The organism is Microvirga ossetica (assembly GCF_002741015.1).
In the GTDB taxonomy this organism is placed as follows: Bacteria; Pseudomonadota; Alphaproteobacteria; order Rhizobiales; family Beijerinckiaceae; genus Microvirga; species Microvirga ossetica.
In genome coordinates, this window is record NZ_CP016618.1 from 538,847 (window position 1) to 551,268 (window position 12,422).

Annotated in this window: 8 protein-coding genes; 6 read left to right on the plus strand and 2 right to left on the minus strand. The window is 62.8% G+C overall.

Annotated features, from left to right (window positions below; translation table 11 throughout):
- Positions 1 to 283: 283 nt before the first annotated feature.
- The 4 genes from BB934_RS37105 to BB934_RS37120 all read left to right on the plus strand — a co-directional run bounded on the left by BB934_RS37105 (position 284) and on the right by BB934_RS37120 (position 9,105).
- Positions 284 to 5,827 (plus strand): trifunctional serine/threonine-protein kinase/ATP-binding protein/sensor histidine kinase, encoded by a 5,544-nt coding sequence (locus BB934_RS37105; RefSeq protein WP_237050558.1) that lies wholly within the window; start codon positions 284 to 286, stop codon positions 5,825 to 5,827.
- Positions 5,828 to 6,201: 374 nt separating this feature from the next.
- On the plus strand, positions 6,202 to 7,218 hold the full coding sequence (locus BB934_RS37110) for a substrate-binding domain-containing protein (RefSeq protein WP_099514729.1): 1,017 nt from the start codon (positions 6,202 to 6,204) through the stop codon (positions 7,216 to 7,218).
- Positions 7,219 to 7,269: 51 nt separating this feature from the next.
- Positions 7,270 to 8,049, plus strand: a complete 780-nt coding sequence (locus BB934_RS37115; protein WP_099514730.1) for an ATP-binding cassette domain-containing protein — start codon at positions 7,270 to 7,272, stop codon at positions 8,047 to 8,049.
- 90 nt (positions 8,050 to 8,139) lie between these two features.
- Entirely contained in the window at positions 8,140 to 9,105 is a 966-nt protein-coding gene (locus tag BB934_RS37120; protein WP_237050559.1) for an ABC transporter permease, read from the plus strand.
- Positions 9,106 to 9,284: 179 nt separating this feature from the next.
- Here the strand turns inward: BB934_RS37120 and BB934_RS37125 are convergent, their stop codons facing one another.
- Positions 9,285 to 9,569 (minus strand): LexA family protein, encoded by a 285-nt coding sequence (locus BB934_RS37125; RefSeq protein ID WP_099514732.1) that lies wholly within the window; start codon positions 9,567 to 9,569, stop codon positions 9,285 to 9,287.
- A gap of 47 nt (positions 9,570 to 9,616) precedes the next feature.
- On the opposite strand from BB934_RS37125, the gene BB934_RS37130 reads away from it, so the two are divergent.
- A protein-coding gene (locus BB934_RS37130) for an IS630 family transposase (protein WP_237050560.1) occupies positions 9,617 to 10,755 on the plus strand; the annotation gives its coding sequence in 2 pieces (ribosomal slippage) (positions 9,617 to 10,298 and positions 10,298 to 10,755; 1,140 coding nt in all).
- Between the two features lie 166 nt (positions 10,756 to 10,921).
- Positions 10,922 to 11,782, plus strand: coding sequence for an NAD-dependent epimerase/dehydratase family protein (locus tag BB934_RS37135; protein WP_099514733.1), 861 nt, complete (start codon positions 10,922 to 10,924; stop codon positions 11,780 to 11,782).
- 17 nt (positions 11,783 to 11,799) lie between these two features.
- Here BB934_RS37135 and BB934_RS37140 read toward each other — a convergent pair whose 3' ends face one another.
- The gene (locus tag BB934_RS37140; protein WP_099514734.1) at positions 11,800 to 12,300 is read right to left on the minus strand and encodes a hypothetical protein; all 501 of its coding nucleotides are present in this window, start codon (positions 12,298 to 12,300) and stop codon (positions 11,800 to 11,802) included.
- Positions 12,301 to 12,422 lie beyond the last annotated feature (122 nt).

Genomic DNA, 12,422 nt, shown 5'->3' on the forward strand with positions numbered 1-12,422 from the left:
TAGTCAGCCCTTTGTCATGCTTTCAAGCTTACCGTTGGCTGAAGTGAGCTCACATTGGATATTGGCCATCTCCGAGATTTAATTCCAATATCTTCCCGGACTTGCAAGCTCATGCGACAGGTATTGATCCGGCGTTCTTACGGGAACATGCTCATCCCGCATTGCAACAGGCAAAGTTGTCGTTCGAGCGCAGTCTGGGTATCATGGGCAAACGGGGTTTCTGGATGAAGGTTCTAGCCCGGTCGGTGTTAAGGCGAGCTCGGGCTGGCAGTGGAGACCCGCCTTGAACTTGTCTTTCCGGTTCGGCGCTCAGGAGGAGAGTAGCTTCCAGTTCCTGTGGGAGGATGGTGAACGTTCTTTCTACCGGGGATGGCGCCTGGACGACGAAGGTCAGCGCAAGGCTGTGTTGGCTGTATGGCCCGCCGCCGAGCATCCAGCCCCCGCCAGTCTCCATCGCCTCGCGCACGAATACGGCCTAAAGGACGAGCTGGACAGTGCATGGGCTTTGCGGCCGCTGGAGCTTGGGCGTGAAGGCGGCCGGACCGTACTGGTGCTCGAGGATCCCAACGGCGAGCCGCTCGACAGACTGCTCGGTGTCCCAATGGAGGTGGGTCGCTTCTTGCACCTCGCCATTGGCATCGCCACGGCCTTGGGCCGGGTCCACCAGCGTGGACTGATCCACAAGGACCTCAAGCCGACCAACATCCTGGTCACCGGCGAAGACGGGCAGGTGCGGCTCACGGGCTTTGGTCTCGCCTCGCAGCTGCAACGTGAACGCCAGGGCTTGGCCCCGCCCGAGGAGATCGCCGGCACACTGGCCTACATGGCGCCGGAGCAGACCGGGCGCATGAACCGCTCGATCGATTCCCGCAGCGATCTCTACGCGCTCGGCGTCACGCTCTACCAGATGCTCACCGGTGTTCTGCCATTCACGGCGACCGATCCGATGGAGTGGGTGCATTGCCATATCGCGCGGCAGCCAATTCCACCAGCCGAGCGTCAGAAGGAAGTGCCGGAAGCAATCTCTGCAGTCGTCATGAAGCTGCTCGCCAAGACAGCCGAGGAGCGGTATCAAACTGCACTTGGGCTCGAGTGCGACCTCCAGCACTGCCTAGCCGAGTGGAAGGCTCATTGTCGCATCGACGCCTTTCCACCCGGCGCCCACGACACACCCGACCGGCTCCTCATCCCCGAGAAGCTGTATGGGCGAGAGCCTGAAATCGACACTTTGCTCGCCGCCTTCGGCCGCGTGGTCACGAGCGGCGTGCCGAAGCTGGTTCTGGTCTCCGGCTATTCCGGCATCGGCAAGTCTTCCGTCGTCCGTGAGCTGCACAAGGTGCTGGTGCCTCCGCGCGGTCTGTTCGCGTCCGGCAAGTTCGACCAATTCAAGCGCGACATCCCATATTCGACACTCGCACAAGCTTTTCAGGGCCTGATCCGGACTCTTCTGGCGAAGAGCGATGGCGAGCTGGCGTCCTGGCGCGACGCCCTGCTGGCGGCTCTCGGCCCTAACGGCCAGCTCATGGTTGACCTCGTTCCCGAACTGAAGCTCATCATTGGCGAACAGCCGCCGGTTCCAGAACTGCCGCCGCAGCAGTCGCAAAGCCGGTGCCAGCTGGTCTTCCGGCGCTTCCTCGGCGTCTTCGCCCAGCCGGACCATCCGCTGGCGCTGTTCCTGGACGATCTGCAATGGCTCGATCCCGGCACCCTCGATCTGCTTGAGGATTGGTTGACGCAGCCGGACGTGCAGCACCTGCTGCTGATCGGTGCCTACCGCGACAACGAGATCGATGCCACGCATCCGCTCCGGCGCAAGCTCGAAGCTATTCGGAAAGCGGGAGCGTCGGTGCAGGAGATCGTGCTGGCGCCGCTCGGGCTCGGCGATGTGGGTCGGCTCATCGCCGATGCCCTGCACAGCGAGCGGGACGGCGCCGAGCCTCTAGCCCGGTTGGTGCACAAGAAGACGGCCGGCAATCCGTTCTTCACTATCCAGTTTCTTACCGCGCTCGCCGAGGAGAGCCTGCTCGCCTTCGATCATGGTCAGGTGCGCTGGTCCTGGGACCTCGAGCGCATCAAGGCCAAGGGCTTCACCGACAATGTCGTGGACCTGATGCTTGGCAAGCTGACTCGCCTGCCCGGAGCGATCCAGACGGCGCTGCGGCAGCTCGCCTGCCTGGGCAACGGCGCGGCGATCGCCACCCTGAGCATGGTCAATGGCACGAGCAAGGCGGCGACGGATGCTGCGCTCTGGGAGGCGGCGCGGGCCGGGCTGGTGTTCCGGCAGGCAGGGACCTACCGGTTCCTGCACGATCGCGTCCAGGAGGCGGCCTATGCGCTCATCCCCGAGGGCGAGCGGGCCGCCGAGCACCTGCGGATCGGCCGTCAGCTCGTTGCGCGCACGCCGCCGGAGACGGTCGAGGCGCGCGTCTTCGAGATCGTGAGCCAGCTCAACCGCGGCGCGGCCCTGATCACCACGGCGGAGGAGCGGGAGCGGCTCGCCGAACTCAACCTGCTCGCGGGCCGGCGCGCCAGGGCCTCGACCGCCTATGCCTCTGCGCTGACCTATCTCATGGCCGGAACGGCGCTGTTGCCTGAGGATGCGTGGGAGCGCCGCCTGGAGCTCGCCTTCGCGCTCGAGCTGCACCGGGCCGAATGCGAGTTCCTCACGGGCTTGCTGATGGAAGCGGAGGCGCGCCTTACCGCCCTGGCAAGCCGCGCTATCAGCCTCCCAGACTTGGCCACCGTCACCCGGCTGCAGGTGGACCTCTTCATGACTCTCGGGCGAAGCGACAGCGCCGTCGCGGTCGGTCTCGACTACCTACGCCGCATCGGTATCGCTTGGTCGGCGCATCCGACGCGAGAGGAAGTCCGGCAGGAATACGCGCGGATATGGCGGCAGCTCGGGGACCGCCCGATCGAGACGCTGCTCGACCTGCCGCGCATGACAGATCCGGTCGCGTGCGGGACGATGGAGGTCCTCACCGCGCTCGTGACGCCGGCCTTGTTCAGCGACGAGAACCTGCGCTGCCTAATCATCGGCCGCATGGGGAATCTCAGTTTGGAGCACGGCAATAGCGACGCATCGTGCTATGCCTACACCGCAATAGGCACCGTGCTGGGGCCGTACTTCGGCAACTATAAGGCGGGACTCCGCTTCGGCCAGCTCGGGCTGGACCTAGTGGAACAGCCTGGGATGGACCGCCTGAAGGCCCGGGTCTACCTGGCTTTCGGAAACCTCGCGAATCCCTCGATACGGCATCCCCGGACGGCCCGTCCGCCCGCGCGACATGCCTTCGACGCGGCACAGCAGGCCGGAGACCTCACTTACGCGGCCTTTAGCTGCAACGGCCTGATCACGCAGCTCCTCGCCAGCGGTGATCCGCTCGCCGAGGTGCAGCGCGAGGCCGAGCACGGGCTCGACTTCGCGCGCCAGGCGCGGTTCGCTCTCGTCGTCGACCTCATCACCGCACAGCTTCAGTTGATCCGGACGCTTCGCGGTCTCACGCCGGCATTCGGCCGCTTCGACGACATCCAGTGCGACGAGGAGCGGTTGGAGCGTCATCTGGAGGCGGATTCACGCCTGGCGATCGCCTCCTGCTTGTACTGGATCCGCAAGCTGCAGGCCCGCGTGCTCGCCGGTGACCACGCCGGCGCTGTCGCGGCGGCGGCGAAAGCAGAGCGCCTCCTCTGGATGTCGCCCTCCATCTTCGAGCGGGCAGAATACCACTTCTACGCTGCGCTCATGCTGGCCTCGCTCTGCGGCGCGGCATCCACCGCGGAGAGGAATCAAGACCGACAAGCCTTGGCGGGCCACCACCGCCAGCTTCGGAAGTGGGCCGAGCACTGCCCGGAGAACTTCGAGAGCCGCGCCGCGCTGGTCGGCGCGGAGATTGCGTGCATCGACGGCCGCGATGTTGACGCGATGCGCCTCTACGAGCAGGCCATCCGTTCGGCTCGCGCCAGCGGCTTCGTCCACAACGAGGCGATCGCCACTGAGCGCGCTTCCGCCTTCTACCGGGCACGCGGGTTTGACCAGTTTGCCGCCCTCTACCTGCGGAATGCCCGTCACTGCTATCTTCGTTGGGGAGCCGACGGCAAGGTGCGGCAACTCGATGAAATTTATCCGCACCTGCGGGAGGACGGGCCAGCGTCCAGCCCGACGAGGACGATCGGGGCGCCGGTCGAGTATCTCGACCTTTCGACCGTGATCACCGTGTCTCAGGCCGTCTCTGGCGAGATCGTGCTGGAGAAGCTGCTCGAGACGCTCATGCGCACCGCTCTTGCCCAGGCAGGGGCGGTGCGCGGGCTGTTGATCCTCTCGCACGGGGCCGAACCGCGGATCGCGGCGGAAGCCATGACTTGCGGCGATACGATTGTCGTGCATCTGCGCGACGAGCCGGTGGTTCCGGCCGCATTGCCGGAATCAGTTCTCCATTATGTTCTGCGGACCCGGGAGAACGTGGTTCTCGACGATGCTTCAGCGCCGAACCCGTTTGCGACGGATCCCTACATCCCGCAGCACCACGCCCGATCGGTTCTGTGCCTCCCATTGCTGAATCAGGCCAAGCTCATCGGGGTGCTCTACCTCGAGAACAACTTGGCCCCTCGCGTCTTCGCGCCGGCCCGGATGGCCGTGCTGAAGCTGCTCGCCTCGCAGGCGGCGATCTCGATCGAAAACACCCGTCTCTACCGCGACCTCGAACAGCGTGAAGCCCGGATCCGGCGCCTGGTCGAGGCCAACATTATCGGCATCTTCCTCTGGAACTTTGATGGCCGGATCCTTGAGGCCAATGACGCCTTCCTCCACATCGTGGCCTACGGGCGCGAGGAGCTCGTGGCCGGCCGCTTGCGCTGGACCGACCTGACGCCGCCGGAATACCAGCCCGCCGACCAGGGAGCGGCCGAAGAAATCAGGCAGACCGGAAGCTGCAGGCCCTATGAAAAGGAATTCCTCCGCAAGGACGGCAGCCGCGTGCCCGTGCTGCTCGGAGGGACGACCTTCGAGGAGAGCAGGACCCAGGGTGTTGCCTTTGTGCTCGACCTGACAGAGCACAAGCGAATGGAGGCCGAGGCGCGCGAGAGCGAGCGGCGGTTGCGCGAGTCGCAGATGGAGCTTGCGCACGCTAACCGCGTCACAACCATGGGCCAGCTGACCGCCTCCATCGCCCACGAGGTCAATCAGCCCATCGCCGCGGCGGTCACCAATGCCCAGGCCGGCTTGCGCTGGCTGGCTCGCGAACCGCCCGACATGGCGGAGGTCCGCCAATCCCTCGGCCGCATCGTCGAGAGCGCAGAACGGGCTGGCGAGGTCATCGGCCGGATCAAGGCCCTGGTTAAGAAGGCGCCCGCCCTTAAGGGTCGGCTGGACGTCAATGAAGCCGTCTGCGACGTCGTCAGCCTGACCCGCAGCGAAGCGCTGAAGCATGGCGTCTCGTTGCAGACGGATCTCGCACCGGGCTTGCCATCCGTGGCTGGCGACCGCGTCCAACTGCAGCAGGTTGTCCTCAATCTGATCATGAACGCGATCGAGGCGATGAGCGGCCTGGACGCCGGACCGCGGGAGGTGCTGGTCCGCTCGGAGGCGGATGCTTCGGGCGGAGTGGTGGTCGCCGTGCGGGATTCGGGCCCAGGCTTGGACGCGAAGGGTTTGGAGCGTGTCTTCGCGCCCTTCTACACGACCAAATCCAGCGGCATGGGCATGGGCCTGGCGATCTGCCGCTCGATCATCGAGGCGCACGGCGGGCGATTGTGGGCCGAGGCAAACGAACCGCGAGGGGCCGTGTTTCAGTTCACCCTGCCTTTAGAGGGACAGGACCATCCCCAGTGACAGCAACTCGCTGAGACCCTGTAAACCTTGGATGATCCGGCAAAGGCTTTGGATCCCGAGCGCACCGATCGATAGACGAAGAACGGTTCGAGAATGGAGTCTGGCGGACACGGTCGTTTACGCTATAATTCCTTACGGCTGTGAGGATTTTGCCGCAGGATCGCAGGGCATTCGACCAGTGCGATTATGACCGCCAGTCCGTTGGCGACCAGATTGGCGACCATCGCAGGATGACGGAGGTTTTTCGCCGGCTGCTCAGCGGGGGCTGAAACCGCGGCAGTCTTCACCGCAATTGAAAGTTCCGAGACCCGTTGCTGCGGACGAAGCCCCATCCGAGAATTGGCACCGGCAGGGGCGACGGGCGGGAGGACGACATGAGTGTCAACATCACCTTTGCTCCATTGTCGCGATTGCTGACAGCGGTCTGCGCTGCCACTTTGTTGGCGCCCGCGAGTTCGATACCGGCTCAGGCGCTCGAAGCCAAATGGTGCAAGGACGCTCACATCCGCTTCTTCGTAGGCGGCGCCCAGGGTGATGCATTCGCTACCATCGTCTATAACGGCGCGAAGCAGGCGGAGGCCGACCTCGGACCCAAGGTCGATTATCTCTTCTCGAGCTGGAATGTCGAGGTGATGACGCAGCAGCTTCGCGAGGCTGTCGCGGTGAAACCGGATGGCATCGCGATGATGGGACATCCAGGCGATGCTGCAATCATGCCCCTCGCCGAGCAGGCGGCAAAGGCCGGCATTAAAATGATATATCAAAATGTCCCCATACCGAAGGTCGTAGCGGCCTTTGGGGGCGGCTACATTGGCGCCCGACAGGATGAGCAGGGCCGTGCTCTTGGGGCAGAGGCAATCAAGCGCGCAGGCCTCACGGCTGGCGATAGGGCCATTGTCTTCGGCTCATTCGAAAACGAGAACCGTGGCGCGCGTGAGCGCAGTACGGTGGCGGTCTTGAAGGAAGCGGGCTTGGAGGTGATCCAAATCAGCGACCCGCCCACCGGTGAATGGGCATCCGATCCCAACCTCGCCATCCCGGTTATTACCGCAGCGCTCGTCAACAACCCGGACGTCAAGGCGGTCGGCTACTCTGGCGGCCAAATGCTTGGAAACGTCCCGACCTACATGCAGGCAGCCGGCAAGCAGCCGAAGGAAATCTTCAATTTCGGTTTCGACACCAGTCCACAGGTCGTCGAGGCCTTCAAAGGCGGTTGGGTGCAGCTAGCGGCGGATCAGCAGCCATTCCAGCAGGGCTATCTCCCGATCCTGAACCTCTGCCAGCAGATCGTGTTGGGACTTGCACCGATCAACGTCGATACCGGCGCCGGGTTCGTCACACCGGAAAACTATCACGTGGTCGCCAAGCTGGCGGAGCAGGGCCTACGCTGAGATTGGGTTGAACAGGCGGGTTCATCGACCGGCGGGCCACAGGAGCGGCACTTGGCGGATCACCTGATCGAGCTGCGCGACATCAAGAAACGTTACGGCAGCATCGAGGCGCTCGCTGGCATTGACTTCCACGTCGATGCCGGCGAGGTGGTTGGCCTCATCGGTGACAATGGTGCGGGCAAATCGACGCTGATCAAGATCCTCGCCGGCGCTGTGAAGCCCTCCGGCGGCGAAATCAAAATACGCGGAAGACCCGTATCGAGATGGAGCGCCGCGCAAGCGCGCGCGGCCGGGATCGAGACCGTCTTTCAGGACCGGGCGCTCGCTGTGCAGCAATCGATCGTCCGCAATATTTTCATGGGCAACGAGCTTACTGGACCGTTCGGCTGGCTCAACGTGAAGCGCGAACTCGCGGAGGCGAACCGGCTCATGCGCGAGATCGGCTTTACTTCGAAGCTGTTCACGCCGCGCTCGATTGTCGGGCAGCTGTCTGGCGGGGAGCGTCAGGGCGTAGCCATGGCCCGCGCGATTCACAAACGGGCAGACCTTATCATCCTTGACGAGCCGACGACGGCGCTCTCGCTCGCCGAGACGGCGAAAGTTTTCCACTTCGTGCGCCACGTGCGGGCGAGGGGCCGCTCGGTCGTTTTCATCGACCACAACATTCACCACGTCTTCGACATCGCCGACCGTATCGTCGTGCTCGACCGCGGCAGGATCGTCCTCGAGGCGGAACGCTCCGAGGTAAACACGGCCGAGGAGCTGATCCGCTTCATGGAACAGGTCGCCGCCCATCCCGTGCCCCCAAGCGGACACCGTACATTAGAGTGAGACAGGCGTGCGATGAACAATCTCGCGGAACCCAGCAGACCGACCTCGACGGATGACACAAGGATTGCGGCGGCCGAGGGGAGGAATCCGTTGGACCATCCGCTCCGCAGATGGCTAATCGAGTGCCGCGCGGCGCTCAGCACATTCGGCGTGTTCGTGGTGATGATGGCGATCTTCATCGCCGCTAATCCAGCTGTCTTCACGACCTGGTCCATTTACAGTTCCGTGCTTACCACCCTGCCCGTTGCGCTTTTTATTGTGGTCCCGCTGGTCTTTGTGGTGACGGCCGGCGATATTGATCTCTCCTTTCCTGCCACAATGGGGTTCTCGTCGTGGATATTCGCGCTTCTCGTGAAGGCAGGATACGATCCCTTCGTCGGTATGGCGGCGGCGATCCTGACCGGTTCAGCGCTCGGCTTCTGCGTCGGCGCGCTCGTCGTTTATGGCAGCCTGTCGTCCCTGATCGCCACGCTCGGCATGAATTTCCTCTTACGCGGCCTGATCCAAATCATCAACGAGGGCAGGTCGATGGCGCTCGTCACGCTTAGCCAGAGCTGGGCCTACAAGATCTTCTCGAGCCAGGTATTCGGAGTGCCGGTTCAGATATTCTGGGCAACGGCATTCGTGATCTTCGCAGCGCTCCTCTACAACCGCCACCGTTTTGGAGCGCAGGTGAAGATAATCGGCGACAACCCCGACAGTGCCGATCAGATGGGAATTAACGTGAAGCGTGTGCGCGTGAAAACGTTCACCTTCATGGGAATAGGCGCAGCAATCGGTGGAACGTTCTCCACCATGATCAACTTCACATGGTGGCCTACGACCGGCGACGGCTACCTTCTCCCCGTGCTCGCCTCCGTGTTTGTCGGCGGTACACCCACATGGGGCGGCGTCGGCACCGTGATTGGCAGCGCGATCGGCGCACTCATTGTCGCCTTTATCCAAACCGGCATCGTAGCGGCAGGTCTCAGCGGTTTTTACGTGCAGTTCTTCAACGGCCTGATCATCATTCTTTCGCTGATCGGCCACAGATGGAACCAGATACGCTACCGCTAGCCAGGAGGCATTCTACCAGCTCTGCCGAAGGCTCGCGCGGCCCTTCGCCCGTCTGAGAGAGCGGGTTCATTGCGATCCCTCCGGTCCATGCTACCGCACCCGGTTACCAGAGCCCGCGTTTTGACACACTCTCGACCCAGCGGGACGCAGAGACAGGCATTGGACAGACCACCAACGCCCTAGTTCCTCTGCACAGTGGATTTGACCGATTGAGGTGGGCGTAGGACAGGCAGGCGTTTGGGTTCCACCAGCACCTCAATGCTGCGGGCAAGACCAGGCTGCCGGCGGATCAATCCGGCGCGCTCCAGCGTGAGCACCATCTGGTGAACAGAGGGCGGGCTCACCTGAAAGTGGCGTTGCATGTCGACCTCGGCGGGCGGCCGACCATGAACCCGGCTGTAGGCATCGATGAAGGCCAGGTACTGACCTTGTGTGTCAGTGAAGCTGGGTTGCGCAGACGACATCCGTAGACCTTCGATTCATCTGAGCCTCTTTCGAGGAAGAGGCACCGATGAACATACGCTACCGGGTTGATCTGAGCGAGACCGAGCGCTGTGAGCTCGAGGCGATGCTCAGGGGCGGCAAGCACGCGGCACGCACGCTAAAGCGAGCTCAGATTCACCTAGCCGCCGATGCCGGGGTTGGTGACGAGATCATCGCCGCCCCTGTCGCGGTCGGCGCCTCCACGGTGTCCCGGACCAAGCGCCGCTTTGTAGAAGGCAACCTGGAACGGGCCCTGAGGGAGGAGCCGCGTCCCGGCGCCGCCCGCAAGCTCTCGGGCAAGGACGAAGCCCTTCTGGTGGCAACGGCCTGCTCAAGCCCACCCGAGGGCCGCGCCCGCTGGACCTTGGAGCTATTGAGCGACACGCTGGTTCAGCTGACCGCGCACGACAGCCTCTCGCGTGAGACGGTGCGCCGGCGGCTCTCCGAGAACGCGCTCAAGCCCTGGCGGCAGAAAAAGTGGTGTGTCCCAAAGGTCAATGGCGAGTCCGTCGCGCGCATGGAAGACGTTCTTGATCTCTATGCCGAAACTCCTGATCCGAACCGTCCGGTGGTGTGCTTCGATGAAAGCCCAACCCAGCTCATTGGCGAGGTGCGCCAGCCCATCGCGGCTGAGCCCGGGCAGGTGAAGCGCTACGACGATGAGTACCGCCGCCACGGGACGCTGAATCTGTTCGTTCTTCTCGACGCCCATCGGCCTGGCGGAAGGTCACGGTGAGCGAACGGCGCACGGCGGTCGACTTTGCCGCCTGCATGCGCGACTTGGTGGATGTGGATTTCCCGCAGGCCGAGCGAATCCGGGTGGTGATGGATAATCTGTCGACCCACACGCCCGGGTCGCTGTACGAGGCCTTTCCGGCTCCGGAAGCGCATCGCATCCTGCGCCGTCTGGAGTTCCACTTTACCCCCAAGCATGCCAGCTGGTTGAACATGGCCGAGATCGAGATCGGGGTGCTCAAGGGCCAGTGCTTGGCCCGGCGCATCGACAACCGCAGGCGACTTGAGCGCGAGATTGCCGCCTGGGAGCGCCAGCGCAATGCGGCCGGGGCTCGGATCCACTGGATGTTCCCCACCGACACCGCCCGCACCAAAATGGGCCGCGCCTATCCCAATCAAGACGCTTCCGAGCCCACTTCCAAGGAGTCATAATCACTGTGCCGAGGAACTAGGAATATTGGATGGAAAAGAAATACCAATCCAGCGGGTTCACTATGCCAGCCCCAGGGTGCTGTACCGGAGCGACCGCATGGTATAGCCTCGGCAGCTAAGACAATTGTCGACTGGGGCGGCGTTCAGACCTCAACGGAGGATCGGAATGAAGCGGGTACTTGTGACGGGAGGTAGCGGGAAGACAGGCCGGGCATGCGTCCGTGATCTTCTTGAGCATGGCTACGAGATCATCAACGTGGATGCTATGCCCCCGAGTGAGGCTCTCTGTTCGTTTGTTGAGGCCGACCTAAGCGATTTCGGGCAAGCGCTGGAGGCCCTGTCGGGAGTCGACTCACGGTACAACAAGGTCGAGGCGGTCGTGCATCTGGCGGCCATTCCGGCACCAGGCCGGCATACCAACGCCGTGACGTTCAGGAACAACATTCTCAGCACATACAATATCTTTGAGGCGGCGCGGAAACTCAGGATCCAGAATCTGGTCTGGGCTTCAAGCGAAACGGTTCTCGGCATTCCTTTCGATGAGCCTCCTCCCTACGCGCCTCTGGATGAAGAATACCCTGGTCGCCCGGAGACTGCCTACTCGCTGTCGAAGTCTCTGGGGGAGGAAATGGCGCGGCAATTCTGCCGCTGGGATCCTGACCTGAAGATCATCGGCCTGCGCTTTTCTAATGTGATGGAGCCGCCGGATTACGCGCGGTTCCCGTCGTTTGACACGGATCCGCAATCCCGGAAGTGGAACCTATGGGGCTATATCGACGCGCGGGATGCGGCTCAGGCTGTTCGGAAGGCCCTCGAGGCGCCTCTCAAAGGAGCCGAGGTGTTCATTATTGCCAATGTCGACACGGTGATGACCCGGACTAATGCGGAACTCATGGCAGAGATCTACCCGGGCGTTCCTTTCGTGAGGGAGGTTGGCCCAAACGAAACCCTTCTTTCGATCGGAAAGGCCCAGCAGCTTCTGGGATTTGAACCACGTTACGGCTGGCGTGCGGCTTCGCCACGTTAGGGACAGGGGCTCTGCAACTACTCTCCCCGTTTGACCCGCGCCCACTCCTGCTTGAGGATTCCTTGCAAGACTTGAGTGATGTCACGGCTGATGACCTCGATGCGGTCCTCAACGCCATCCTCCAGCAAAGGAGAGCGAAGCTGGTCGATCGCTTCCTTCGTCAGGACATTGAGCTGCTGATGGTCCTGCTCCAGTGGGTTGAGCATGAGCTCGATCTTGGAAACGGTCCGCAATAAATTCTCCACGCGCCTGGAAAGCTCGGGATCCTTTGCGATGATGACGCCGGTCGGCTCCTCCAGAGTCTGGCGGAACGCGGTCGCGATCAGAAGCTGCGAGTTGAGGCTCGCCACAAGGTCGCGCATCGTATCGATCCACTTCTGGCGATTAACCGACAGCACGTTGGCCTTGAACTCGAACTTGGCGATCCGCGTGTTGACGAATGGCCCGGCGATCGACGCGATCATTGCCGTCGAGGCCGCAATGAGGGTGATCCATTGCGGGTTAATGTCCATGGCCATCTGCCTCTCCAGTGGTACTGGCCTCGACCGAATCCAAGGTGACGGTGCTGGAGGTCATGGGCATCAATCCATCCTGTGAAAAGGTATGGAGAGAGGAATAGACGCTGGCAAATCTCTGGTCC

What these genes read in the sequence shown, in the direction of transcription:
- BB934_RS37110 (WP_099514729.1), top strand. Translation starts at nt 6,202, where the DNA reads ATGAGTGTCAACATCACCTTTGCTCCATTGTCGCGATTGCTGACAGCG.
- BB934_RS37125 (WP_099514732.1), bottom strand. Translation starts at nt 9,569, where the DNA reads ATGTCGTCTGCGCAACCCAGCTTCACTGACACACAAGGTCAGTACCTG.
- BB934_RS37135 (WP_099514733.1), top strand. Translation starts at nt 10,922, where the DNA reads ATGAAGCGGGTACTTGTGACGGGAGGTAGCGGGAAGACAGGCCGGGCA.
- BB934_RS37140 (WP_099514734.1), bottom strand. Translation starts at nt 12,300, where the DNA reads ATGGCCATGGACATTAACCCGCAATGGATCACCCTCATTGCGGCCTCG.